General features: G+C 38.0%; 25 protein-coding genes. 7 read left to right on the top strand and 18 right to left on the bottom strand.

Annotated features, from left to right (window positions below; genetic code table 11):
- Positions 1 to 56 precede the first annotated feature (56 nt).
- Entirely contained in the window at positions 57 to 1,274 is a 1,218-nt protein-coding gene (locus tag AC6CHS_RS04300) for a nucleotidyltransferase (RefSeq protein WP_498234331.1), read from the top strand.
- Between the two features lie 45 nt (positions 1,275 to 1,319).
- Here the strand turns inward: AC6CHS_RS04300 and AC6CHS_RS04305 are convergent, their stop codons facing one another.
- A complete protein-coding gene (locus AC6CHS_RS04305; protein WP_498234333.1) occupies positions 1,320 to 2,342 on the bottom strand; it encodes a SepM family pheromone-processing serine protease in 1,023 nt (340 codons plus the stop codon).
- Positions 2,343 to 2,823: 481 nt separating this feature from the next.
- On the opposite strand from AC6CHS_RS04305, the gene spoVV reads away from it, so the two are divergent.
- A complete protein-coding gene (gene spoVV / locus AC6CHS_RS04310) occupies positions 2,824 to 4,035 on the top strand; it encodes a dipicolinic acid transporter SpoVV (RefSeq protein ID WP_498234335.1) in 1,212 nt (403 codons plus the stop codon).
- 129 nt (positions 4,036 to 4,164) lie between these two features.
- On the opposite strand, the gene coaD is transcribed toward spoVV, so the two are convergent.
- The 7 genes from coaD to AC6CHS_RS04345 all read right to left on the bottom strand — a co-directional run bounded on the left by coaD (position 4,165) and on the right by AC6CHS_RS04345 (position 8,387).
- Entirely contained in the window at positions 4,165 to 4,644 is a 480-nt protein-coding gene (coaD, locus tag AC6CHS_RS04315) for a pantetheine-phosphate adenylyltransferase (protein WP_036573289.1), read from the bottom strand.
- Between the two features lie 15 nt (positions 4,645 to 4,659).
- Positions 4,660 to 5,214 carry a 16S rRNA (guanine(966)-N(2))-methyltransferase RsmD gene (gene rsmD / locus AC6CHS_RS04320; protein WP_498234337.1) on the bottom strand — a complete coding sequence of 185 codons (555 nt, stop codon included), beginning with the start codon at positions 5,212 to 5,214 and terminating at the stop codon, positions 4,660 to 4,662.
- A gap of 380 nt (positions 5,215 to 5,594) precedes the next feature.
- Positions 5,595 to 5,870 (bottom strand): YlbG family protein, encoded by a 276-nt coding sequence (locus tag AC6CHS_RS04325; protein ID WP_042223881.1) that lies wholly within the window; start codon positions 5,868 to 5,870, stop codon positions 5,595 to 5,597.
- Positions 5,871 to 5,917: 47 nt separating this feature from the next.
- A complete protein-coding gene (locus AC6CHS_RS04330) occupies positions 5,918 to 6,355 on the bottom strand; it encodes a YlbF/YmcA family competence regulator (RefSeq protein WP_498234339.1) in 438 nt (145 codons plus the stop codon).
- A gap of 53 nt (positions 6,356 to 6,408) precedes the next feature.
- On the bottom strand, positions 6,409 to 6,642 hold the full coding sequence (locus AC6CHS_RS04335) for a YlbE-like family protein (protein WP_036573297.1): 234 nt from the start codon (positions 6,640 to 6,642) through the stop codon (positions 6,409 to 6,411).
- Between the two features lie 12 nt (positions 6,643 to 6,654).
- On the bottom strand, positions 6,655 to 7,062 hold the full coding sequence (gene ylbD / locus AC6CHS_RS04340) for a spore coat protein YlbD (protein WP_498234341.1): 408 nt from the start codon (positions 7,060 to 7,062) through the stop codon (positions 6,655 to 6,657).
- 236 nt (positions 7,063 to 7,298) lie between these two features.
- Positions 7,299 to 8,387, bottom strand: coding sequence for a CAP domain-containing protein (locus AC6CHS_RS04345; RefSeq protein WP_498234343.1), 1,089 nt, complete (start codon positions 8,385 to 8,387; stop codon positions 7,299 to 7,301).
- 213 nt (positions 8,388 to 8,600) lie between these two features.
- Between AC6CHS_RS04345 and AC6CHS_RS04350 the strand changes: the two genes are divergently transcribed.
- Entirely contained in the window at positions 8,601 to 8,966 is a 366-nt protein-coding gene (locus AC6CHS_RS04350; RefSeq protein WP_498234345.1) for a YugN family protein, read from the top strand.
- 328 nt (positions 8,967 to 9,294) lie between these two features.
- Positions 9,295 to 10,353, top strand: a complete 1,059-nt coding sequence (gene ytvI, locus AC6CHS_RS04355; RefSeq protein WP_498234347.1) for a sporulation integral membrane protein YtvI — start codon at positions 9,295 to 9,297, stop codon at positions 10,351 to 10,353.
- An 84-nt stretch (positions 10,354 to 10,437) separates the two neighbouring features.
- On the opposite strand, the gene AC6CHS_RS04360 is transcribed toward ytvI, so the two are convergent.
- The 7 genes from AC6CHS_RS04360 to cyoE form a co-directional block, all read right to left on the bottom strand.
- A complete protein-coding gene (locus tag AC6CHS_RS04360) occupies positions 10,438 to 10,893 on the bottom strand; it encodes a DUF420 domain-containing protein (protein ID WP_106896558.1) in 456 nt (151 codons plus the stop codon).
- A 41-nt stretch (positions 10,894 to 10,934) separates the two neighbouring features.
- Positions 10,935 to 11,837: a cytochrome c oxidase assembly factor CtaG gene (gene ctaG, locus AC6CHS_RS04365; RefSeq protein WP_498234348.1), complete on the bottom strand. Its 903-nt coding sequence runs from the start codon at positions 11,835 to 11,837 to the stop codon at positions 10,935 to 10,937.
- 246 nt (positions 11,838 to 12,083) lie between these two features.
- Positions 12,084 to 12,407: a cytochrome c oxidase subunit IVB gene (gene ctaF, locus AC6CHS_RS04370; RefSeq protein WP_036573314.1), complete on the bottom strand. Its 324-nt coding sequence runs from the start codon at positions 12,405 to 12,407 to the stop codon at positions 12,084 to 12,086.
- 3 nt (positions 12,408 to 12,410) lie between these two features.
- Positions 12,411 to 13,034 (bottom strand): cytochrome (ubi)quinol oxidase subunit III, encoded by a 624-nt coding sequence (locus AC6CHS_RS04375; protein ID WP_498234350.1) that lies wholly within the window; start codon positions 13,032 to 13,034, stop codon positions 12,411 to 12,413.
- Between the two features lies 1 nt (position 13,035).
- Positions 13,036 to 14,889 carry a cytochrome c oxidase subunit I gene (ctaD, locus tag AC6CHS_RS04380; protein WP_498234352.1) on the bottom strand — a complete coding sequence of 618 codons (1,854 nt, stop codon included), beginning with the start codon at positions 14,887 to 14,889 and terminating at the stop codon, positions 13,036 to 13,038.
- Positions 14,890 to 14,940: 51 nt separating this feature from the next.
- Positions 14,941 to 15,993 (bottom strand): cytochrome c oxidase subunit II, encoded by a 1,053-nt coding sequence (coxB, locus tag AC6CHS_RS04385; RefSeq protein ID WP_498234354.1) that lies wholly within the window; start codon positions 15,991 to 15,993, stop codon positions 14,941 to 14,943.
- 62 nt (positions 15,994 to 16,055) lie between these two features.
- The gene (cyoE, locus tag AC6CHS_RS04390) at positions 16,056 to 16,997 is read right to left on the bottom strand and encodes a heme o synthase (protein WP_498234356.1); all 942 of its coding nucleotides are present in this window, start codon (positions 16,995 to 16,997) and stop codon (positions 16,056 to 16,058) included.
- Between the two features lie 489 nt (positions 16,998 to 17,486).
- On the opposite strand from cyoE, the gene AC6CHS_RS04395 reads away from it, so the two are divergent.
- On the top strand, positions 17,487 to 18,434 hold the full coding sequence (locus AC6CHS_RS04395; RefSeq protein WP_379550524.1) for a COX15/CtaA family protein: 948 nt from the start codon (positions 17,487 to 17,489) through the stop codon (positions 18,432 to 18,434).
- 51 nt (positions 18,435 to 18,485) lie between these two features.
- On the opposite strand, the gene pyc is transcribed toward AC6CHS_RS04395, so the two are convergent.
- The 3 genes from pyc to AC6CHS_RS04410 form a co-directional block, all read right to left on the bottom strand.
- Positions 18,486 to 21,929, bottom strand: a complete 3,444-nt coding sequence (pyc, locus tag AC6CHS_RS04400; protein WP_498234358.1) for a pyruvate carboxylase — start codon at positions 21,927 to 21,929, stop codon at positions 18,486 to 18,488.
- Entirely contained in the window at positions 21,908 to 23,116 is a 1,209-nt protein-coding gene (ftsW, locus tag AC6CHS_RS04405; RefSeq protein ID WP_498234360.1) for a putative lipid II flippase FtsW, read from the bottom strand. Before ftsW ends, pyc begins: the two co-directional genes overlap by 22 nt.
- A 308-nt stretch (positions 23,117 to 23,424) precedes the next feature.
- Positions 23,425 to 23,706, bottom strand: coding sequence for an Fpa/YlaN family protein (locus tag AC6CHS_RS04410; protein WP_036573332.1), 282 nt, complete (start codon positions 23,704 to 23,706; stop codon positions 23,425 to 23,427).
- 157 nt (positions 23,707 to 23,863) lie between these two features.
- Here AC6CHS_RS04410 and AC6CHS_RS04415 point away from each other — a divergent pair, with 157 nt between their 5' ends.
- Together AC6CHS_RS04415 and AC6CHS_RS04420 are read left to right on the top strand one after the other, a co-directional pair.
- The gene (locus AC6CHS_RS04415) at positions 23,864 to 24,352 is read left to right on the top strand and encodes a hypothetical protein (protein ID WP_498234362.1); all 489 of its coding nucleotides are present in this window, start codon (positions 23,864 to 23,866) and stop codon (positions 24,350 to 24,352) included.
- A 147-nt stretch (positions 24,353 to 24,499) separates the two neighbouring features.
- Positions 24,500 to 25,096 carry a YhcN/YlaJ family sporulation lipoprotein gene (locus AC6CHS_RS04420; RefSeq protein ID WP_498234364.1) on the top strand — a complete coding sequence of 199 codons (597 nt, stop codon included), beginning with the start codon at positions 24,500 to 24,502 and terminating at the stop codon, positions 25,094 to 25,096.
- Positions 25,097 to 25,366: the final 270 nt, after the last annotated feature.

Below are 25,366 nucleotides of genomic sequence, written 5' to 3' on the forward strand. Positions count from 1 at the left end.
CAGAATGTGGCTTTTTTTGATACAATAATTACCATCTTACATACAGGGGTGTTATCATGCAAGCATGTGGCTTAGTTGTAGAATATAATCCTTTTCATAATGGACATGCCTATCATATTCAGGAGGCTCGTAAAGCGTCTGATGCTGACTGTATCATTGCTGTAATGAGTGGCGACTTTCTCCAACGAGGAGAACCTGCAATAATGGACAAGTTTTCCCGGGCAAAAGCAGCACTTTTATCAGGCGTCGATATTGTAATAGAACTCCCCTTCGCTTTTGCAGTGCAAAGTAGTGATCTATTTGCAAAAGGGGCCATTCATACATTACATGAAATTGGTGTATCAAGTATTTGCTTCGGTAGTGAATCAGGCAACGCATCTGATTTCACAAACAGCTATGAATACTTTAAAAGAAGTGAGACACTTTACACTACGGAACTAAAAGCAGGATTAGCCAATGGATTTTCCTTTCCTGAAGCCAGTCGACATGCCTACCAGGAAATCGGCCTGTCTGAAGACAGTATGGACCTTACAAAACCAAATAATATCCTTGGTTACAGTTATGTCAAGACAATCCTTAAAAATGAATACAAGATAGAGCCCCTTACAATTAAGCGAACAAAAAGCGGCTATCACGACGAAGCTATCACAGGGTCGATAGCTAGTGCAACAAGTATTCGCAAAGCCCTTCACGAGGACAATACCATTACGAATCAAGTGGCACACGCAATACCAATTAATACAATTGACCAATTAACTGAATACAGAAGTGAATCAGGACAATGGCACACATGGGAGCACTACTTTGATCTCCTCCAATATCGTGTTATGACCATGACTCCAGACGAACTTGCTAACATCCATGGTGTTGAAGAAGGACTGGAGCATCGAATTAAAAAGACGGCAATTCATGCTCGCTCCTTTCATGAATGGGTAGAAGCTGTAAAAACAAAACGCTATACTTGGACTAGACTCCAACGTATTTTTGTTTTTATTCTAGCGAACGTAAAAAAAGAAGAAATTGCGCCTTTAGTTAGTAACCATAGCGTTCCTTATGTTCGTTTATTAGGTTTAACAAAAAACGGACAAGCTTATCTTAACAAAGCTAAAAAACAAATGAATGTACCATTGGTTTCTAAACTATCACGTCAGGATAATCCATTACTACAATTAGAAGAAAGGGCCAGTAATGCCTACTACAGCATACTCACTCCAGCTATTCGGCATAAATTGAAAAAACAAGAGTTAATGCCCCCAATTTTAATTAACAAATAAAAGACCTTCTCCTATTGGAAGGTCTTTTATTCTATCTTCTATTATTTATCTTGGCTCAAGCTTCTCTAAATAGTCTATAGCATCTTCAAACGTGTCAATTGGAACAACTTTCATATCAGTACCAATCTCTTCTGCTGTTTCTGAAGCGACCTGATAATTGGAGTCTTCTCTGCCTTCCTCATTCGGTGCAAAGAAGATGTCCACTCCTTCCTTATCCGCAGCCACTACTTTTTTATCAATACCACCGATTCGGTAAACAGTGCCATCATAATCGATCTCTCCGGTTCCGGCAATTTCGTATCCTCTTGTTATATCTTCCTCTGTCAGCTGATCATATATTTCCAAAGAGAACATAAGACCAGCACTTGGTCCACCGATACTACCACTCGAGAACTCTATTGTAGGATCAACGGAGACACTTCTATCTGTTACGAGTTGAATACCAATGCCAATTTTTTTTTCAGTGTCCGCGAAGGTTTGTAATTGTATTTCCTCAAACTGAGTCTCCTCATCACGCATAAATTCTACTTCTATAGTATCATCCGCATTTTTACTTTCTACATAGCTAATGAGATCATCCGCTTCTTTAACGTCTACCCCGTCAATTCCAATTATCCTGTCTCCCATTTCCAAATTCCCCTCTGCAGGCATGCCTTCCACAACTGAAACAACGTAGACACCATTATAGTCTATTGTGATCTCCTTGTCCGCTGCCTCATATGCCACCACGGTTGAAGCTTCCTGAGAATTTTCCATCATCTGTAGCTGTGCATGCATGTACTCATCATCAGAAATACCTTCTGGTCTTACCTCTTCGATCGGGAGAATTTGATGGTGTGGAAGAAGCTTTGCCCAAACATATTGAATCGGAGTAGCTTGTCCTCCACTCACTGTAACTAGGTGCATATCTCCTTCACTCTGATAACCCTCTTCAACTGAAACGATTGGATTTAGAGCATCTGCTCCGCCTGGTTTATAAATATAAAATGGAAGCTTAAATGCAGCTATAAAGTACGCAATAATCACGACTATAATTAGGGTAATAATTTGCTTTTTTGTAAATTTCATTATAAGACTCCTTCCAGTTCCCTCTTTATTTTCCGGAAAAACTATTATCAAATCAGCCTATAAGTGATTAATTAAAATTCTAAAACAAACTGAAATTATGACATCTAATTTTTTTTTGCAGAAGTTGAATTTCAAGCAAGAGACAACATGATGAACGGTCTCGGACAAAAGTACACACCTGTAAAATAATCCGAACTATTTGCAATAAAATAGTTCGGTTGAATCTCTTTTATATGAGTTGTTCTATCATGGCTTCGCCAAATCACCTTACCTTCTAATCCTGCTTGTACGTTGTCGGGCTCTTAATGTCTTTATACTTTAAAAAGTGTATGGCATAAATCGCCTATGTATGTGCGTATATTGATATAAGCTTGTACAAGACAACCATCAACAAACTTAAATAAAGTGGCTAGCATTATTCTACTACTATCGGAAAAAGAAGTACAGAGCAAGGCTTATCACACTTAGGGGGCTTCATATTTTGAAACAAGTATTTAAAACAATAATTTTAGCCAGTATAACTACCTTTGTGGCATTTTCACTTATAGCTTTTCCAAATGACTCCTTTGAAGCAAGTATTCGAGGGCTTAATATATGGTGGGAAGTAGTTTTCCCCTCCTTACTTCCCTTTTTTATTACCTCTGAATTACTTATTGGCTTTGGAGTCGTTCGTTTTATCGGTGTCCTATTCGAACCCATTATGCGCCCATTGTTTAATGTACCAGGTGTTGGGAGTTTTGGGTGGGTAATGGGAATGGCAAGTGGCTATCCAACAGGGGCAAAAATTGCTGCACGACTTCGTGAAGAAGAACAAATAACAAGAGTGGAAGCAGAACGGCTTGTCTCCTTTACAAACGCTTCTAGCCCACTGTTTATCATCGGAGCTGTCTCCATTGGATTTTTTCATGATGCTAAACTAGGTGTTTTGCTTGCAGTCTGTCATTATGGTAGTAATGCACTTGTGGGGCTATGCATGCGTTTTTATGGAAGAGCAGAAGAAAAAAGAACCGCTTCACGTCATAAAAAGGAAGAGAAGAAGTTTTCTATTAAAAGAGCTTTTCGCGAGATGCACGAAATGAGAATTAGTGATGATAGAGCCTTGGGGCAGATATTGGGAGATGCTGTAATAAACTCGATTAAAACCCTTGTTATGGTTGGAGGATTTATTATTCTTTTTTCAGTCTTGACCAAGTTATTTTTCTTAATTGGGTTATCACCACTTATTGCTATTCTATTTCAATTTATCCTATCGATCTTTTCTATACCAATCGATATGGCACTTCCTTTGTTTTCAGGACTATTCGAAATCACAATTGGAGCGCAAATGATCTCCCAGAAAACAGCAACCGTTCTTTCCCAAGCAGTACTTGTTAGCTTTATTATGGGTTTTAATGGTCTTTCCGTACAGGCACAGGTTGCAAGTATTCTTTCTGGAACCGATATACGGTTTAAACCCTATTTTTTGGCTCGATTTTTGCATGGTACACTAGCTAGTATTCTTACAGTGGTACTGTACATTCCTCTTTATTTGAATAAACAGACCTTTGAACTAGATGATATGCCTGTTTTCAATCAGAATGTAGAAAACAGCTGGACTGTATTTATCACGACAATGCAAAACATTGGACCAGTTATTACGCTGTTATTCCTAGCCTTGACTGCCGTTCTACTATACCGTAGATCAAGAGCGTAGCTTATCGCTATTTTCCTCGCACTTATAGGGGAGAGATATACCCATAAATTACGATCTATTCTTCTTACTCCATGAAAAAAGATGATCCCCCGCTAGAAGGATCATCTTTTAAAGTTGAAGTCGTTTAAACTACCGATATTTCTTGTTGAGAGCTTCCTCAACGGGCTTCGGTACAAGATCAGACACATTTGCTTTATATTTAGCAACTTCCTTAACAATACTGGAGCTCAGAAAAGAATATTGATTATTTGTCATGATGAAAAAGGTCTCAATATCCTCCACAAGCTTCCGATTCATAGAAGTTATTTGCATTTCATACTCAAAATCACTCACTGCCCGAAGTCCGCGAATAACTGCTTGGGCGTTCTTTTCCCGTGCGTAATCCATTAACAAACCATGGGAGTGGTCTACCGTAACATTCGGAATGTGTTTTGTAGATTTTTCTATTAACTCAATCCTTTCCTCCACACTAAATAATGGAGCTTTTGATTGGTTATTAAATACTGCCACAATGATGTGATCAAACACTTTTGCAGCGCGTTGGATAATATCTAAATGCCCTAGGGTTAAAGGATCAAAGCTACCTGGACAAACTGCCAATCTGGTCAAAGTCAGTACTCCCTTCTAATTCTTCTGTAAGATAGTAATTCCAATTGTGCCACCGTAATCGTCTTGTTTTACTAAAGTGAACTGTTGTTGGTCGAAAGTAATCCTTTCGGCAGGGTCATGCTCGCAATAAATAATAGCAGACTTATTTAAAATGTCTAGCTTTAAACTATCACGAAGTATTTTTTCATAATCGACCTTACCGTAAGGAGGGTCAAGTAATAACAGGTCAAATTTCAACTCTCTTTTCGCAGTTGCTTGTAGAGCCCGAGACGCCTCTGCCCTGTAGACCTCCGTACGTTTATCTAATTTTAGTAAACGTAAATTCTCGCTAATAGTATGTATCGCCTTTGGATGTTTATCAACAAATATCCCAAACTCCATTCCTCTGCTAAGTGCTTCAATCCCCAATGAACCACTTCCTGCAAACAAATCCAAAACGGAACCTCCGTCAAAAAAAGGCCCCATCCTTTGAAAGATTGCTTCCTTTACTTTATCTGTAGTCGGCCTGGTTGATTTTCCAGATACAGCTTTTAATTGTCTTCCTTTATGTACTCCTGCTATTACGCGCATTTTACCACCTCAGTCCAGCAGTTCTAAAAATTAATCCTACCACATATAAAGCGTTAGGAAAATAGAACGTTAAAGATTAAAAATAAAATCAGCTATGTGCATGTATATATTCTGTTTACTTGACCATAATAGCATATTGAGACAGCTAATGGTTAGTTTGGTTGTTTCAAAACACGGAGAAGACTTACACTTCCCCATAAGTTCTTCCTCCGGTTTCTCCTCTCCCTTTGCCTTTTTGTTTTCTATGTAGAAAGCAACGAAGGGACCTGCAGATATTTATCTGCAGGTTTTTTTTATTGATTTTTAAAATAGGACATAAAAAACTGAATAACCCTGTTACAAGTTATTCAGCAAAATGTATTGGCTTCTTGAGATGATGATTATATACCCATCTTATAATCATACTGTTTTGCCTTGTCTGGCTTGGCATTCTCATAATTTGTTTCCACAAATGGCTTATAAGATCTTTCCACTTTTGAAACATACGACAATTTGTTAAGCTTATGTTCTACTTTTTCTAGCTCTTCTTGGTTCACATAAAGCACAGCATATTTAAGTCGCTTGGATGCATATAGAAAATGACCGTAACGTTTAATATGCTTCAGGTTTTTCATATGTTGGAACCAGACAATAATACCCTGGCGCATCGTTCGCATAGCTAATTCCTCACCATCATTGTATTTTCGAAAAAAGGATCATCTGATTAAGATGCACAGCCACAACCGCCGCCACTTCCGCAACCACAGCCACTGTCTGTCAATGCTCCACCATCTTTAGGAGCCTTAATTTGCTCGCTAACACTTAGTGCCACATGCCCACTAATTTCGTCTAGCAATTTCTGAAGATTTCGTTCAGCTATTTTAAACGTAGCGACCTTTTCATTCATGTCCATCTCACGCTTAACGGAACGCACCTTTTTCATAATATCGTTATAGTCAGGATGGTATCTTCCGAATCGTTGTACATCCTCATAATGTACTTTTATATCTTTAAAAGCTTTTATAAGCCTTTGCGCTTCCTTGTCTTCATTTAATTCCTGCAGGGAGTTATTGTATAATTCCATAACATCGGAATCGAGTACCATTTTCCCCAACAGCTCTGATCGATCAAGAATATCAACATATTCTAAAGTAGCAATCATGCCTAAGCACCTCCACCCCCATTCTATCATTATATTTCATTTCTGAAAATATATTAATCCTTCATTGCACCTGCAAATTGAAGCATCATACCCACCATCTGCATCTGATTGCTAAATCGCTCTACCCTTTGTGGAATTGTTTTACCATAGAATGCTTTTGCTTCCTTCGGTAATTCACTTATACGGGAAGGTTCCCTAGAAAGATATCTATACCAAACAGGGTTATAGCGAACAAAACGTGCTATCTGGGGATTTTCTTCAAGGTATAAAAGACATGTCTTATCCATTATTTCCTCTCCTTAATCTTTAAACCAGCCAAAACCATTCTTTCCTACAGGTTCAGATTTTGTATCAGGCTGTTTAAACTGACCTAGTAACTCTTGAACAACGGAAATAGTATTGTTGAATGAGTCAATTTGTTTTTGCACTTTATTTAAATCCATATTCTCCGTCATTTTTATTAAATTGGAGAAAAGCTCCTTGTTTTTTTCAAATGACCCTTCATTCTCATCTTGTTCTTCCTTCTTCCACTCAGTTTCTTCCTCTTTATATTCATCCCATAGTGGATCATCTTCTCCCAGTAACGCCCATTGCTCATAGTATTCCTGCCATGATCTTCCACTTTTTCTGATTTTCTTGATCAGCGCTGGATGTTTGTTGATAAACGTTTTAAATTCAACTACAGAGGGATGCAGCTTATTGCTCAATCTATTCACCTCCAGCTATATAGTCATCTGTACTATATTTTATGTCCTTTTTAAGATACTGTGAAAGCGAAATTCAAATGATATCTATTTATAGCAGTTCAAGTCGGTTACTTCAGGGCTTCAATGATTATGTATCTTAAACTACTGCAAAAATGCCAAACGATTTTTTTCTTCAGCTAATGGCATGAAGTTATCGTCCAGCATTTTGTATTGCGTTTAATTGGATTACGACACTTCTATTCAGGGCGCTGGAGAAAGTTTTGTGTGTAGTATAAACGATAGACTCCTACCCCAAGATGTGTATAGGAATCATTTAATAAAGCTTCCCTATGCCCCTCACTATTCAACCATCCTAACATTGCAGATGGTGCATCAGGATATTGGGCAGCAATGTTTTCACCAGCTGATGTATAATAAACTTCTTCAACGGCTAGTCTCTCTTTTAAACCGGAACCGTCCTGACTATAATGAGAAAAATAATTGTTTTCCGCCATATCCTTGCTGTGAGTAAAAGCCACTGAAGAGACCGAATTTTCTTCTTTCAAAACGGACCGATCATGATTTGACCTAATTACATTTGTAATATCATAAATTTGCTTCTCCATTCCTGTTTCAATCTCTTCCCATTCCTCATCCGAAAAAGAAGGTTCATCAGGTAAATCTCCTCGATACTCGAGACCATATGGTCGATGACGTAGCAATACCTCACCTGTTAGTATTCGTACTGAAGATAATTGATCAGTAAACGTGTCAAAATAAGCTTGCAAAAACAGATTATCTGATAATTTAATGAGAGGCCGTTTGCTTAAATCTTCCTCCATCAATTGAAAGCGATAAGAAGAAATACCATTTTCATACGCAACCTCTGTTTCATAATCTAAATCCTTTCCAAGCGTTTTTAACGCCTCCTTGACACCTTTGCGAGATTGTCCAACTTTTAGGGGCCCTATATCAATACCATTTCCTGTTGCAAAGACGGTCTGGATTGCGCCTTCCTCCACACCAAATTGTATATATTGATCCTTTTCGCCCGAATAAATCCACCACGTGTAATTGTACGCACTTTTATCTTTTCTTAATGGCTCACCAAGCTGTTCGGTTAAGTTTTCTGTATTCTTACCTATCCATTGAAACAGTGCCCCACCATTGGTAAGAATAGGCATTTCAGGTACCACCTTAGACTTAAGTAAACTTTCTCTACCTTTTGCAAAATTATCTTCTACGTCTTTTGTACTCGTCTCCACTGATCTATCAGATTGTTCGATAAAATAGAATCCAATCATAGCGACTATTAATAGTGCTGAAATTATACGAACGAAGCGCATAGCGAATCCCCCTATCTTGTATATAACTATCTATATGAGAAAGAAATAGAAACCATTCTTGTTTCCTCTATTATTTAGTACGTTTTATATGAAATAATATATTCAAAAAAGCTACATATTGAAAACGAAACCATTGTGATCAACATCCCTTGCAACTTATACCATTTCATACTATTATAGTTTAATGAGGACAAATATGTGAGGTGAACGAAATTGAGAATCGAAAATACTGGATTTGAAGAAGTACTAATTGATTTAAAACCACTGGATCACTTAACTGCAAAACATGCTTTTGTACGTGCAGGCCAATGGGATTATGACCGTGTCACTTATGATTACAGAGTAGATTCCAAAGAAAAAAATGTTACATACTATATCCGCTTACAAGGGTATGCAACGGAAGGCGATGTAGATCGAGGTAATGCCGTAATCAAATTGATGACCCCACTGCTTGGGAAGCACTATTATCCACATGGTGTTGAATATGGTGAGAATGAGAATTTCCCAGAAAACCTAGTGGAACGCGCTAAAAGTATTGTGTTGAAAGTCAAAGAAGAATTAGATCAATATAAAAACTAATGTAAAAACCAACTACTGAATAATGGTAGTTGGTTTTTACCGATCTATGGTAAATAAATTGGAAAGTTAGAAAAGAATAAACTGTCCATAATTAATTTTTATCCCGGTACAACCGTCCGTAAGACTCCCACTTCAAAACATGAAGTGAAACCGTGAGTTTTTAGTGGGAGTAAACGGACGCTAACACCCCGATTCGTTCAACTAACAATCAGTGGGGGCAGAACGAAAACCCCCACTGATTTATTAATCTGTTCAAAATAACGAATTAGTGCTATATTTTAAATAACCATACATATTAAGCTGTATTGAAAGGAGCTATCGTATACCGTTGCTGCGAAATATTAAAAAACACCATTGGACATTAATTATTCTTGGAGTTATTTTGGTAATTGCTATTATTTTTATTTTGCCAATATCTATTCCATTAGTAGTTGCTTTTATTACAGCACTCATTTTAAACCCATTGGTTCGCTTATTTCAAAAGAGAATTAGACTTAGCAGAAAAGCCTCTGTAACAATTATCTTCTTGCTCTTTCTTCTAATAGCAGGAGTAGCTGGAACATTTATTGTAACAAAAGCAGTAACACAGGTCGTGAATTTTGCTGAGGACGTTCCATCCCACTTTAATAAACTAAACGAAATTTATAAAGACTGGGAAACGGATCTAGAGCAATACACAGATGACCTTCCTTCTGAATTTGTTAACCAGGTTTCAGACGGTATTGAGCAGAACCTTGTAAACTTGAGTACTACGGCAAAAGAAAAGATTACCTTAGACAGAATTGCTCAGATTGTAGCACAAGTACCACAGTACTTAATCAGTCTTCTCGTATACTTGATTGCATTGTTCCTATTTATGCTTGAGCTCCCAATCTTAAAAGCAAAAACGTATAATTTGATGACAAAAGAGACTGCAGAAAAAGTATCATTTATGAATAAACGACTTGCGAGCGTTATTCTTGGTTTCTTTAAAGCTCAGTTTCTTGTTAGTTTGCTTATTCTGGCAGGATCTCTAATCGGTTTATTCCTAATCGTACCGGAAGTAGCAATCGTGATGTCCCTTATCATTTGGATTGTCGATATTATTCCAATCATCGGTTCGATTATCGTATTGGGACCATGGGCATTGATCATGCTACTTGCAGGAGATGTCTCAACTGGTATCCAGTTATCTATATTAGCCATTATACTGCTAGCGATCCGGAGAATCGTCGAACCGAAAGTAATGGGGCGACACATCGGTCTCTCACCATTAGCCACTTTAATTGCTATGTTTATTGGATTAAAGCTATTGGGTATTCTCGGCTTTATACTCGGACCATTACTTGTAATTGCTTTTAATTCTGCCAAAGAAGCAGGGATTATTAAGTGGAATATCAAAGTATAGTATAAAAAGAAAAAAGTGAGTCCAGTTAAGCTGGTACTCACTTTTTTATAGTCTGTTTTTATAATCATTTTCAAAATAATAAAATTATGATCCTAATATCGCTTTTATCATACTGGTAGTTTCACCACTATCATAAAATATATAAAGCAATAAGTAGACCATTACTCCTGTTATAGCTGTGAAAAACCAAATAATACTTGTAACCGGTCCAATTTTTCTATGCTTCTTTATTTTCCGTTTAAATGCAAGCGTTAGTGTTACGATCCCAAATATCGCTCCAGAAGTCGCCAGGAAAATATGAAAAATTAGAAACAGCGTATAATAAATTTCTAACTCCTCTGGACCACCAAAGCTTGAATTTCCAACAAAAACAGTCCGAGATGCATAAATGATAAAGAATATTAAGGCACTAATAGCAGCAGCAATCATGGTTTTCTTATGTGTTGCAGCTTTTCCCTTCACTATAAATCTCCAACCAAATGCCACTAAAATAGCACTTAATACGATGAAAAATGTACTTATTGTAGGTAAAAAAGGCATAATTCAAAATTCCTTTCCATAATTAACTCAAATAGTTAGTATTAATAATTTTGTGTTTCCGCTGGAATAGGATCTACCTTCAAACTTTCAGCATTAAACCAACCATAGAAGATTCGTGCAAGAATAACCCCATACGTAATTTCTTGCATAATTTTCATGATAATACCACCCAATTGCTGATCCTCTAAAGGGCTCATATCGGAAAACATCTGCGGTCCTGACAGCTGTCCACTTAACCCCTGAATAATATCCCCAGGTACACAAAGTTGCATCGCCTGTATCCAAGCACCACCCTGCGTATATGTATCAAATAACGTGTGATCAGCAAATATAATTAAGACACAAGCTGGTGTAATCAGTACACTATTAGCAAAGATATAGCCGATTTTAAGTAAGGGGCGTATCGAATTTGCTTCTTTTAATGGTGACAAAATTGGCCACCAGACGATAAATGCAGCTACCAAAATAATAAGCGATATCGTGGTATGTGCAATTTGCGAAGTTTTAGCAAAATCAAACACTATTGGCATGTGATAAACAGAAAACAACGTGTTAAATAATAACAGTGAAATAATCGGTTTCGTCAGCAAATTGAGTACAGGACGCACCACCGGTAAATAAACAACTTTTCTCCAAATCCACGCAGGAATCCCTTTAATTAAGAGTATGGGAAACACTAAGTAATAAATAGCCATTTGTGCCATATGTGCAGAAAGCATAATATGTGTTAATAAGTCGATCGGTGATCCTTTTACAATATATAAAAGAGCCAAGGCAGTATAAACAAATACCTGTTGTTTTCTGGTTGGCTTGTCTTGCCCACCAAATCTCTTTCGGTACGGCCCCGTTATGACAAAGTATGCAATAGCTAGTCCTAACACAAACAGGAAAAAGTAAGGACTCCATAATGCTCGGAAGCCAAATATCTGAAGTTCAAGCCACATCTTTACCCACTCCATAAAGTTAAGTTTATCCCTATCATTATAACGTATTCTCTAGTAAGATACACGCTTATAATGTGACGATTTTAAAACGAAAGTTTTATAAATCCACCACGTTATACAAAACAGAGGTCTTAATAATTAACCTCCGTATTCTAGTGACGTGGATCTTGTTGTACGTTCAAGCTAAAAGAAAAGGCTGGGATTTCTCCCAGCCTTTAAATATTCAATACGCTGTAAAAATATAGCCTACCACCATACGATAACACTAAGTGCTGCAATGGTTAATAAAGCAGCAAATATACCACCGTAAATCATCATAGAAGGTAATTCATGTCCTTTGTCCTTCATATGCATAAAGTAATAGAACTGGAATGCAACCTGTACAAAAGCTAGGATAAGTAGCAAAGGAACAACAAACATTTTGTCGATTGCATCCGTAGCAACGATCCCAAATGCAATGATTGTAAAACCAATCATCAGCGCAAAGGAGATGAGCTGTTTTTTCATTTCATCCTTACTTTTTTGTTTGCGAAAAGAATTAACCTTATTGGTATTGATGTTGTCAGCCATTGGTTAACCCACCTTTCCCATTAAGTATACAACAGTAAAGATAAATACCCATACGACATCAATAAAGTGCCAGTACAAGCTAAAGGTATAAAACTTCGGTGCGTTGTATAAATTCAGTCCTCTTTTCGCATTTCGAACCATTAATACAATTAACCAGCTAAGACCGAAAGCAACGTGGCCTCCGTGAAATCCAACTAACGTATAAAAGGCGGATCCAAATGCTGAAGAGCGAAAAGTAAACTCAAACTCGTGAATGTAATGATAAAATTCATATAGTTCGCAAGCTAGGAACGCCATACCAAGAAAGGCAGTAATCCCCAACCAAAGCTGCATTTTTTTAAAATTGTTATTCTTCATTTGATACATTGCATAAACACTTGTTAAAGAACTTGTCAGTAACAGCATTGTCATGATGAAAACAAGTTCAAGCCCAAATAGATCCGTTGTTGCAGGCCCACCAGCTGTAGAATTCCTCAGGGCAAGATAGGTACCAAATAGGCTGGCAAATAAGACGGTCTCTCCTCCAAGGAAAAACCATAAGCCCATGAATTTATTTTTACCTTCCAGGGTTGCCTTTTCAGGTTCTTGGGGCATCGTTTCTGGATTTAAGGAATGATCTTGACTCATATCAGTCAGCCTCCCTTTCAAGTTCTTCTTTGTGTATATGGAAGCCATGGTAATCTTTCAGTGATCTAATAAGCATACAGATTAACGCTGTTCCAATTCCAATAAATATTGCTGCTAACCATCCACTGTGATCGACCTGATAGATAAACCCGAATCCTGCTACGAAAAACCCAAGTGACATAATAAACGGTAAGATTGAAGCATCCGGCATATGAATATCACCAAGAGGTTCTGCAGGTGTTATTTTACCCTTACCTTCTGTTTTCTCAATCCATAAAGGATCAAGTCCACGAATTAACGGGGTTTGTTTGAAATTATAAAATGGTGGTGGAGATGGAATTGCCCACTCCAACGAACGACCATCCCAAGGATCGGCAGGTGCTTTTTCGCCCTTCACACTAGTGTAGATAATGTTAATGACAAAGATCAATCCACCGATACCCATTAGAAAAGCACCAATGGTACTTACAAGGTTTCCTGTATCCAGTCCTTGGTCTTTTAGGAATACCCAATAACGACGAGGCATACCCATTAGTCCTAGAAAATGCTGAATAAAGAACGTTAAATGAAAACCGATAAAGAACAGCCAAAAAGATAATTTACCTAATGTTTCATTTAATATCTTACCAAATATTTTTGGCCACCAGTAGTGCAGCCCAGCAAGGATACCAAACACTACTCCACCAACAATTACATAGTGAAAGTGTGCTACCACGAAATAAGTATCATGGTACTGGTAGTCAGCTACTGCAGATGCAAGCATTACACCAGTCATACCACCAATAGTAAAGGATGGAATGAATGCAAGTGTCCAAAGCATTGCCGAATTAATGGTAATGCTTCCTCCCCACATTGTGCCTAGCCAGTTAAAGATTTTTATACCTGTTGGTACTGCAATCGCCATTGTAGCAATTGCGAAAATAGCGTTTGCGACAGGACCGAGTCCCACTGTAAACATGTGGTGGGCCCATACCATAAATCCTAAAAATGCGATTAGGATTGTAGCAAATACCATTGCCGTATAACCGAACAACCGCTTTTTAGAAAAAGTTGAGATTATATCACTGAAGATACCAAATGCAGGCAAAATCAGGATATATACTTCAGGGTGTCCAAAAATCCAAAATAGATGCTGCCAAATGACTGCGTTCCCTCCTAGCGTAACATCGAAGAAAGCCGCACCAAACATTCGGTCAAACATTAGTAGGAATAACCCAACAGTTAACGCTGGGAAAGCAAACAAGATTAATACACTTGTCACAAACGTAGTCCAAGAAAATAACGGCATACGCATATATGTCATTCCTGGTGCTCTCATCGTTACAATCGTAACAAGAAAATTAATACCACCTATTAAGGTTCCAGCACCGGAAATCTGTAGTCCCATTATGTAAAAATCAACACCATGTCCAGGTGATTGAATCGATAATGGTGCATAAGAAGTCCAACCTGCATCAGGCGCTCCGCCTAAAAACCAACTGCAGTTTAGCAAGACTCCACCAAATAAGAATAACCAAAATCCCAATGAGTTTAAAAACGGAAATGCTACATCACGTGCTCCAATTTGCAAAGGCATGATGGCATTCATTAAACCTAGTAACAATGGCATGGCAGCAAGAAATATCATTGTTGTTCCATGCATTGTAATCATTTCATTATACAAGCCAGCAGTAAGGAAATCATTTTCCGGGCTTATTAATTGTATACGTATAAACAAAGCTTCAAGTCCGCCTAGCAGGAAAAAGAAACCACCAGCAAATAGATATAACTTTGCTATTTTCTTATGGTCAACTGTTGTTAGGTAATCCCACACGGCAGCAAGAAATCCTTTATTCTGAGCAGCTGCAATACTCAAATTATAAACCTCCCTTTTACATCTTCCATCCCGTATTTGTTCTGTATTCTTCTAGTTCCCTGCGCTTTCAGTGGTAATATCAGAAGGACTTAACTGCAGTAAATATGCAGCAATTTGCTCTGCTTCTTCCTTTGAAACGTCAGGATAGTTACCAGTCATCTTATTCCCTGGTTTAACTGACTCAGGATCCGTTATCCATTTAACTAGATTTTCTTCTGTTGGCTCAAGGTACCCTGCAATTTTGGTACGGTCACCGAAGTTTGTAAGGTTTGGTCCAGTTGCATTTGGAGAAGATCCAATAGCATGGCAAGCCACACAGCTTTTCTCTTCAAATAATGCTTTTCCATCTTGAGCTACTGCATCTTCTGGATTAGCCTCAGGATCAACACTTTGCATGTCAGAAATCCACTGATCGTATTCCTCTGGACTAACTGCTATTACTTTGAAGTCCATAAGTGAGTGGGAAGGGCCGCATAGTTCTGCACATTTCCCCCAATAAACGCCTTCTTCATGTGCTTCAAGATACATTGTGTTTACGTTCTCAGGGTTAACATCCATTTTCCCAGATATACTTGGAACCCAGAATGAATGAATAACATCTGAAGACTTCATGTTTAAATAAACTCTTTCGCCAGTAGGAATGTATAAATCCTGGCTTGTTTGCACTTCATCACCTTGATAATTAAAGTGCCACCAGTATTGGTTCCCGGTTACTTCTACATTAATGCCATCTTGTGCCTCTGATTTATCAGCAAGGTCAAAAGTTGCCACTACTGTGGGCACGGCTAAGATTAGCACTAGAATAATTGGAATTACTGTCCAAACGGTTTCCAGTGTTTTATTTCCTTCAACCTGTTTTGGAATGAAATTCTCCTGCCCCTTCTTTTTACGAAAGCGAACCAATGTAATGACATAAACGAGTAATACAATAGCTAAAACAAACGCCATGATAATTATCGAAAGAATAATTAGATTCATGGATGACTCAGCGCCATACCCTTTTGGTTCGAAAGCCGTTAGATTCTCTTTCCCGCAGCCAGCAAGAAGCAATGCCAGCATACCGAAAAGAAATAAAGGTTTTCTTTTTCCCATCCAACCTATCATTTATTTATACCTCTCTTTCCTCATGTTGTTTCCTTATATATGTTTATTATTAAGGACAATAACTAACTAAACGGTGAATCAATGGTTACCAATACCATAACAAGGCATAGAATTGTCAAATAATTTAACGAATAAATAAATATCATATTTGCCCATTTAAGATCATTCTTCATAAAGAAACCTCTTATTGCGAGTACGAGCCAACCAATGTTTAGAATGGTGGCTACTACAATAAATACAGTTCCTAATTCAGCCAAGTAAAAAGGTAGTGGTAATAAGCAGGCAATATATATTGCAATTTGCCGTTTAGTGATCTCAAAACCTCTTACGACCGGTAACATCGGAATACCGGCTTCTTGGTATTCTTTGCATTTTTTCATAGCTAATGCAAGAAAGTGTGGTGTTTGCCAAATAAACATGATAATGAATAAGCCAAATGGCACGACATGGAAATTTGGATCTACTGCTGCCCAACCAATTAACGGTGGTGCGGCTCCTGAGAAGCTGCCAATAGCAGTGTTTAGTGTGTACCTTCTTTTTGACCATATTGTATATAACACTACATACGTAAACCAACCCATGAAGGCAAATAAGACTGCCTCTAGTGTGGTGAACATTAACAAACTAAACCCTACAACTGAGAAAATTATTCCTAGTGCTAATGCTATATTTAAAGATATGTTTCCGGTTACGGTAGGTCTCGTTTTTGTACGAGCCATTTTGGGGTCAATATCTACATCATACCAGTTATTTAGTATGCAACCACCGGCAATTACAAGTGTACTTCCAATTATCGTTAGTAGGAAAACATCCCATTTTGCCATAAAAGGGGTGTTTGTAAAATAAAGGGCTAACCAGAACCCAGTGAATACAGTGATTAAGTTTGAATTAACAATGCCTACTTTAACCAGTGCTTTTACATCAGCAAAAGTAACATGGCTTTTTTTATTAGATACACTTAATGTGGCTACTTCTGGTGAAGATGTTGTCTCTATTTTATCCATTTTGTCTCCCCCCTTCATATTCCAGTTAGATGGCACTTTATAGCCATTTACTCTTTCTATCAGAGTTCTTAAATTGTAATAGACCATTATTTTTATTGTATCATGGAATGGTATAACAATCTAATAACTTCAACATTATTTTACAGTTAACAGGGTATAATTTATGTGACAATTTTATGAAACTTGTGAGAAGGCTTTCAAAAGATTACCTTTTCAAATCATTGTGAAGTTGGCTAACTATTAGCTGTTTATCACGTTAAACTATGTATATGTAAGAAAATCATCTAGTTTATTTCTAGCAAACAACGAACAACAATGCAAGGTTTTTTATTAATCCTAAGTGAAAAAACAATCTATTCATGGTACGATAGCTATTGTGTCCGGCACCTTTTTACTCCTATAGTCATTATGTCGGATTGAATTCAGGAACAATTTTCTACATATATAGCAAAACTATAACTATTTTCCATAATGAAGTGGGGTTGAAAGATGATTAAAACATTAAAAAGCTTATCCCTTATAGCTACGATTGGAATGCTGCTTATCCTTCTAGGTGGTGCACTCGTAACGAAAACCGACTCTGGTGATGGATGCGGAAAGAGCTGGCCTTTATGTGAGGGTCAATTTATTCCAACCAACATTTCCTTTGAACTCGTTATTGAATTAAGCCATAGAATGGTATCCGGAATTGTTGGAATCGCTGTCGTGTTGTTAGCGGTACTTTCATGGAGACATTTAGGGAACATCAGAGAAGTAAAATTTTTGTCTGCCATGTCTGTTTTTTTCCTTATTTTACAAGCGTTGATCGGTGCTGCTGCCGTCATGTGGGGACAATCTGACTTTGCGTTAGCTGCCCATTTCGGAATTTCACTTGTCTCATTCGCTTCTGTATTCCTTTTGACGCTTCTCATCTTCGAAATTGATAAGAAATTTGATGCTAGGTCATTATTCATTAAAAAGAAGCACCGTATAGAAATTTACCTACTCACTGTGTACACTATCTGTGTTGTTTATACAGGTGCACTCGTTCGCCATACGGAAGCAAATCTGGTCTGTGGTGGTTGGCCCTTCTGTACAAATGCTTCACCATTTGCCTTTAATTTATACAGTACAGAGCAATGGATTCAAATGGGACATCGGCTTGTTGCCGGTTTATTATTCCTTTGGACTTTAACATTAACTATTCGCATGATTCGTCACTACAGGGATAAAAAGGTGATGTTCTGGGGATGGATCGCCGCTTTTTCACTTATTTCCTTACAGGTGTTCACTGGTGCGATGATAATTTTCACTGTATTAAATTTAGGAATTGCCCTGCTCCATGCACTCATCATATCGTGTTTCTTCGGAATGATAAGTTATTTCGTACTACAAGCAACGAGAAGTGCAAAGTATGAAAAAGAACAAGCCAATACTTCCACAAAAAAAACCATGTAAAAAGTGCGGCAAAATCCAATCGGATCTTTGCCGCACTCTTATATACAACACTTATTCAAACTCTATTAACAGATCATCTACCGCTATCGGATCGCCACTTTTAACATAAACTTTCTTGACTACCCCATCATATGGAGCCTGAACAGTTGTTTCCATCTTCATCGCCTCTGTAAGTAGGAGATGGTCCCCTTTTTCTACTTTATCACCATTACTTACCATAGCCTCAATCACCGTTCCTGGCATTGTGGCGCCTAATTGTTTGTCGTTACCTTTATCCGTCTTTGGTTTTACTGCTAATTTTGATTTAATGTTTTCATCCTTGATGACAATTTCCCTTGCTTGTCCGTTTAACTCAAAATAGACAACGCGTGTACCATCTTCTTGCGCTTCTGAAATTGATACTAGCTTGACAATTAACGTTTTCCCCTGCTCTATCTCTACTTCGATTTCTTCTCCAAGATTCATACCATAGAAGAAAGTTGGAGTACTGAGGACAGACATATTACCGTATTTTTCATAGAAAGTATAATAATCCATAAATACTTTCGGGTACAATGCATAGGAAATCATATCAAAGCTAGTAACCTGTCTTCCAAGTTTATTAAACAACTCTTCTTTGAGTTTTGAGAAGTCTACTGGTTCAAGCAATTCGCCTGGGCGAACTTCAATTGCTTTTCTACCCTTTAAAATAATGTCTTGCAATTTTTTAGGAAAGCCTTGGTATGGTTGTCCAATATCACCTTTGGCAAACTCTATTACAGATTCAGGAAAATCAATAGATTCACCACGTTCATATATTTCTTCTTCGGTTAAATTGTTCTGTACCATAAATAATGCCATGTCGCCAATTACCTTTGAGGACGGCGTCACTTTCACTACGTCTCCGAACATATCATTTACCTGTCTAAACATAGTTTTCACTTCATTCCAACGATCTTCCAAGCCAACTGCTTTTGCCTGCTGCTTTAAGTTACTATATTGTCCTCCAGGCATTTCGTGCTCATAAATTTCTGTATGAGGGGATTTCATTCCACTTTCGAAATCCTGGTAGAACTCTCTAATACCTTCCCAATACTGGGACAATGCTTCATATGCTTCAATATCCAAATTCGGCTGCCTGCTCGTTCCCTCTAATGCATGATAGAGAGACTGAGCACTTGGCTGCGATGTCAATCCAGCCATTGAACCTGCTGCCACATCTACTGCATCTACCCCAGCTTCAATTGCCCTAGCATACATAAATGTTCCATTTCCACTCGTATCATGTGTATGAAGGTGGATAGGAAGGTCGACGCTTTCCTTCAACGTTGAAATAAGTTGATAAGCAGCCTCTGGTTTTAGGAGACCTGCCATATCTTTAATTCCAAGTATGTGTGCGCCCGCACTCTCTAGCTCTTTTGCCAGATTTTTATAATAGGTTAGATCATATTTCGAACGACCTTTATCAAGAATATTCCCTGTATAACACATAGCCGCCTCGGCAATTTTATCTGTCTCTCGTACTGCTTCAATAGCCGGCTTCATCCCTTCCACCCAGTTCAGGCTGTCGAAGACACGAAAAACATCAATACCAGCGTTAGCACTTTTAGCCACGAATTCATTTATAAGATTGTCAGGGTAATTTTTGTAGCCCACTGCATTACTTGCTCGAAGGAGCATTTGAAACAGAAGATTAGGCATTTTCTCACGCAGTTTTAAAAGTCTATCCCAAGGGTCTTCTTTAAGGAACCGGTAAGAAACATCAAATGTCGCTCCCCCCCACATTTCCACAGAAAACAGATTCGGAAGTAATGCCGCAGTTGGTTCAGCAATCTGTAGCAGATCCTTCGTTCTCACCCTTGTAGCGAGCAAGGACTGATGCGCATCCCGGAAAGTCGTATCTGTCAACAATACTTCTTTTTGCTCTTTCATCCATTTTGCAAGGCCTTCTGGTCCTTGTTCATCCAAAATTTGTTTTGTCCCTTTTACAGTAGGTGCTTTACTGTACCCTTTAGGTATTACTAATTCAGAGAAGTTTGGTTTCTCCTTTTTCTGCATTCCTTCAATACCGTTGACCGTCGTATGGCCAATATAGCTAAGCATCTTTGTTCCACGGTCTTTACGTTTAGGGAACACAAACAGACCAGGCGTTTCATCAATAAAGGTTGTATTGTACTCCCCAGAAAGAAAGTTGGGATGTTGTATAACATTTTCAAGAAATGGGATATTTGTTTTTATTCCGCGTATCCTAAATTCTTTCAAATTTCTGACCATTTTGAGTGCAGCTTGGTCAAAAGTTAGAGCCCAAGTCGAGACTTTAACTAATAACGAATCATAATGTGGCGATATAACCGCCCCTTGGAAACCATTCCCTGCGTCGAGTCTTACGCCAAATCCTCCACCAGTTCTGTACGCCATAATTTTCCCAGTATCTGGCATGAAATTATTCAGTGGGTCCTCTGTTGTTACACGCGACTGAATTGCATAGCCGTTTGTCTTAATTTCTTCCTGAGCCGGGATTCCGATATCTGACTCATGTAAGTTTTTTCCTTCAGCTACTTTGATTTGTGTTTGGACAATATCGAAGCCAGTTATTAATTCAGTAATGGTGTGCTCTACTTGCACTCGTGGATTAACCTCTATAAAGTAGAATGCTTCGTTAGTGACAAGAAATTCTACTGTTCCTGCATTAACATAGTCCACGTTTTTAGATAGCTTAACAGCAGCTTCGCATATTTCCAGTCTAATTTCTTCAGTAAGGGATGTACTTGGCGCCACCTCTACTACTTTCTGATGTCTCCGCTGTACAGAACAATCTCTTTCATAAAGATGAACAATATTACCGTGTTGGTCACCAATTATTTGAACTTCAATATGTTTTGGGTTTTCTATCAATTTCTCAACATAGATTTCATCATTTCCAAATGCTGCCTTCGCTTCTGACTTAGCCCTGTCATACGCTTCATGTAATTCTTGATTATTACGAACAATCCGCATACCACGCCCGCCACCACCTAGCGAGGCTTTAATGATAATAGGATAACCATGTTCTTTTACAAAAGCTTCCACATCATCAAGTGAATTTACTGGACCATCACTACCTGGAATTACTGGTAATCCGGCTCGTATAGCCTGGGTACGGGCCCTCACTTTATCTCCAAACATTTCTAAATGTTTGCTGCTAGGACCAATAAATATAATACCTTCTTCTTCACAGCGCTTTGCAAACTTAATATTTTCTGATAAAAATCCATAACCCGGATGTATGGCATCTACCCCTACCTCTTTTGCCAGGTCAATAATACCTTCAATATCTAAATAAGCATCAATTGGTTTTTTCCCTTCACCAATAAGATATGCTTCATCCGCTTTAAAACGGTGATAGGCACTTGTGTCTTCTTTCGAATATATAGCAACCGTTCGAATATTTAACTCCGTACAGGCTCGGAAGACACGTATTGCGATTTCCCCTCTGTTTGCGACTAATACTTTGTTTATCTGGTTTGATTCTGCCATTTTCTTCCTCCTCCAGTAAAATGAGATGAATTTCTTTTGCCAGTAGAGTGATCATGTGCTTGTTTGTGATTAACATCTTGCTGTTCTTGTTGTTTTACTTTTTTAGCAATATTATTTAAAATCCCCATCGAGATCATTAGAACCAACAGAGATGAACCACCATAACTAATAAATGGTAATGTCACACCAGTAATCGGAAGAATTCCACTAATAGAGCCTAAATTAATAAAGGCTTGAATACCTACCATGGAAGAAACCCCCAAAGCGAGAAGTGCTCCAAAGCTATCTCGACATTTACGAGAGATAAAAATGCCACGGAGTACAATTAAGGCAAGCATTCCAACAACAATTAGAACACCAATAAACCCAAGTTCTTCAGCAACGATAGCCATAATAAAGTCTGTGTGTGCCTCCATTAAGTATCCAAGTTTCTGGACACTTTGTCCAAGGCCTTCCCCTGTTAAACCACCAACCCCTATGGCTAAATAGGATTGAATCAGATGGTAACCGTCGGTATCGGGAGTTTCAAAAGGTTGATAGGCTCCAGTAAATCGCGTTATTCGTTCATCTGTCACCATATAGGGCAACGCAAGAAGAATGATTCCTACACCCACAGCTGTTAATAGCATTAAATGTTTATAGCGAATACCGGAACTAAAAATAATTGTACTTACGATTATAAAAATAATCGAGGCTGTCCCTATATCTGGTTGCATCACTATTAAACCTAAGATGATACAGGTTAAAATCAATGGGGGAAGGACACCCTTACTAAAATCATTAATATATTCCTGTTTCTTCGAATAGACAGAAGCAAGATACATAATTAACCCCAATTTAGCAAACTCTGCAGGTTGCAGGTTAATGAAGCCAAGAGAGAGCCACGATCTAGCATTATTGCGAACATCCCCAAATAGGAGCACTGCTAATAATAAACCGATAATCACTAGTACAATAGGCTTCATAAGCTTATGGTAATATTTATATGGAAAAATACTGCAGAAAATAAAACCGACAAGCCCCAAACTGAACCACTGTAACTGACGGAATAAGTAATATGTACTTTCATGACCCTCTACTACTGCGGTGACCATGCTTGCACTATAAATCATTACCACGCCAAAAGCAGCTAATAGTAGTGGTGTAATTATTAAAATAAAATCGTAATCTCTAAGTCTATGTAACATCTTGCTTCTCCCCAATATAAGGTAATGAACGCCATTGAATATTCTATCATTATAACATAACTTAAAAGTAAAGAACCATTTCCAGTGAATTGGGCAATCTAGTATAACTACAATAGATTCTAATATATTCCCATTTAGTTCAATTTTTATGCTACCAATTCAATAATAGAAAGCCTCGTTATTTACTTTTGTAATTAAAATGGAACGCTTAGCCAACACAAAAACGAATGCCATCAAAGTACAAAAAAACCTTGCCGGTAAACACGCAGGCAAAGTTTTATAAGTGCTCTAACGACAAAACCCTAGTATTACACAGAGTTTTGCGCAGCTTCATGCAGTATATTAAGCTGCCTCTCTAGATTTTCGAGAAGTGCTTTACCTTCATCCTCGCTGATTAAGTTCAAACGCACAGCAAAATCGATCTCCCTGGAAAGTCCGAACATTTGGGTATCAAGGACTTCCTCATATAAAGGGCATTGTGGCATTGTTAGATTTTCTATTTGAACTTCTATTAGTCGCAAAATTTTATCAGCATCAGCCTTAAGAAGGGCATAGGCTTTTTCACGATGATTAACAGTCACCTCAGGCATCAAATATATCCCCTCCACTAAAAGACTTTCTTCTATATTATATTATCGTTACACCCGAAAAAATGCAAATAAAATTATATAATTTTAAACTAATAAAGTGAAATTCTTTTTTATCTCTGCTATCCTTATACAAGATACATATAAAGAGGTGAAAATAATGATTGTACCAATCAGTGGAAACGTTACCTATTCAATTACATTAGATCCTACAGTTTGGATATTTGATGATCGTAAAGTATTACTTGAGGAAGCATTTAATAAAAAGCAGGAAATACAGGAAGATGATAACGAGCTTGAAAGAGCCTCTAAGCGTTGGGACAGGGAAGTCTATCAACAAAATATTAAGCCCCCTGTGAATGCAAGCATAAAAAAGTTTGAACGCGAAAAAATATTAGCAAACTCTTATGTCATGCCACTTGAAGACTTTATTGCAAACGCAGAAGCGAAACAATCAGCAGAAAGCGCTATTTTGATGGCCGGAGATAAAGAGGTTAAAATCTCTCTTGATGCACTTAAAGATAGTTATTTCTTATTTGCCGTTGACGGAAAACCATTAATAGAAGACGGACCCGTCCATTTATATTTTAAAGATGGTTCAAATCGCGAAGATCCAATAAAACATATCTCAAAAATTGTGATTGAATAATACTGCTTTATTCCTCCCTTTCCATGCGGAAGTGTCTCTTACCTAAATAAGATAATCAATTAATTTATATACAACGGAAATTTCCGTTGTATATTTTTTTAAATTGCAAGCAAAATAACGGTATGAGAACTATGAGGAGGAGTTAAGTTGAAGCTACCGTTTGTTCTTATCGTATTGGGATGTTTATTATTCACCTTCGGATGTCAGCAGCAGACGGAAGAAGAGCCGCTTGTCTCAGAGGACGACAGCAATCGTTACATTCAAGTAAAAGATTCTGATCCCGCAGAGCAAAAGAATTTAAATAATAGCCAAATTGCAACCCATCTGGCTAAGATTGCAAGTGATGTACCAAATGTAAACGATGCTGCCTCTGTTGTTGCAGGACCCTATGCCGTTGTGGGGATTGATGTGGATAAAGATTTAGACCGTTCACGTGTCGGCACAATAAAATATTCCGTGTTAGAGGCCCTTTATCATGATCCATACGGTAAATCAGCCATCGTCGTAGCAGACGCTGACATAACTGAACGAATTCGAGGGATGGGAAACAAGATACAACAAGGTCACCCCGTACATGGAGTAGTAGATGAACTAGCCGCTATAGTGGGTAGATATATGCCAGACTTCCCTATTAACGACCACCAGCCTCAAGAACCAGATCAGAATAAAGAAATTATCCCTAAAGAGGATAAACAAAAGCTTGATGAAATAGAAGGAGAACAATCAAATCACCAAAATGAATAGTGCGACAAGACACATCTCCCTATAAAGTGAAACTTCAATCAGTGGGGGTTTTCATTCTTCCCCCACTGATTGTTAGTTGAACGAATCGGGGTGTTAGCGTCCGTTTACTCCCACTTAAACATCTCCGTTTTACTTTATGTTTTGAAGTGGGAGTCTTACGGAAGGTTGCACCGCGATAAACTGCTACGCTTTAATATCGGCATAAGCCTGGTTGATATGAAAATCGCCGGACGAAATCGAACTCCATCCTAGATGATTCGAATAATCGTC

The sequence above is a fragment of the Oceanobacillus sp. GQ8 genome (genome assembly GCF_059758495.1).

Bases quoted from the DNA above. Each gene is read 5' to 3' on its own strand.
- AC6CHS_RS04375 (WP_498234350.1), bottom strand. From the start codon at position 13,034: ATGAGTCAAGATCATTCCTTAAATCCAGAAACGATGCCCCAAGAACCT.
- AC6CHS_RS04335 (WP_036573297.1), bottom strand. From the start codon at position 6,642: ATGGATAAGACATGTCTTTTATACCTTGAAGAAAATCCCCAGATAGCA.
- AC6CHS_RS04300 (WP_498234331.1), top strand. From the start codon at position 57: ATGCAAGCATGTGGCTTAGTTGTAGAATATAATCCTTTTCATAATGGA.
- pyc (WP_498234358.1), bottom strand. From the start codon at position 21,929: ATGGCAGAATCAAACCAGATAAACAAAGTATTAGTCGCAAACAGAGGG.
- ftsW (WP_498234360.1), bottom strand. From the start codon at position 23,116: ATGTTACATAGACTTAGAGATTACGATTTTATTTTAATAATTACACCA.
- AC6CHS_RS04360 (WP_106896558.1), bottom strand. From the start codon at position 10,893: ATGCCTTTTTTACCTACAATAAGTACATTTTTCATCGTATTAAGTGCT.
- ctaF (WP_036573314.1), bottom strand. From the start codon at position 12,407: ATGGCTGACAACATCAATACCAATAAGGTTAATTCTTTTCGCAAACAA.
- ctaG (WP_498234348.1), bottom strand. From the start codon at position 11,837: ATGTGGCTTGAACTTCAGATATTTGGCTTCCGAGCATTATGGAGTCCT.
- AC6CHS_RS04410 (WP_036573332.1), bottom strand. From the start codon at position 23,706: ATGCCTGAGGTGACTGTTAATCATCGTGAAAAAGCCTATGCCCTTCTT.
- AC6CHS_RS04415 (WP_498234362.1), top strand. From the start codon at position 23,864: ATGATTGTACCAATCAGTGGAAACGTTACCTATTCAATTACATTAGAT.
- rsmD (WP_498234337.1), bottom strand. From the start codon at position 5,214: ATGCGCGTAATAGCAGGAGTACATAAAGGAAGACAATTAAAAGCTGTA.
- AC6CHS_RS04345 (WP_498234343.1), bottom strand. From the start codon at position 8,387: ATGCGCTTCGTTCGTATAATTTCAGCACTATTAATAGTCGCTATGATT.
- AC6CHS_RS04305 (WP_498234333.1), bottom strand. From the start codon at position 2,342: ATGAAATTTACAAAAAAGCAAATTATTACCCTAATTATAGTCGTGATT.
- AC6CHS_RS04395 (WP_379550524.1), top strand. From the start codon at position 17,487: ATGATTAAAACATTAAAAAGCTTATCCCTTATAGCTACGATTGGAATG.
- AC6CHS_RS04330 (WP_498234339.1), bottom strand. From the start codon at position 6,355: ATGATTGCTACTTTAGAATATGTTGATATTCTTGATCGATCAGAGCTG.
- cyoE (WP_498234356.1), bottom strand. From the start codon at position 16,997: ATGGATAAAATAGAGACAACATCTTCACCAGAAGTAGCCACATTAAGT.
- AC6CHS_RS04325 (WP_042223881.1), bottom strand. From the start codon at position 5,870: ATGCGAACGATGCGCCAGGGTATTATTGTCTGGTTCCAACATATGAAA.
- coxB (WP_498234354.1), bottom strand. From the start codon at position 15,993: ATGATAGGTTGGATGGGAAAAAGAAAACCTTTATTTCTTTTCGGTATG.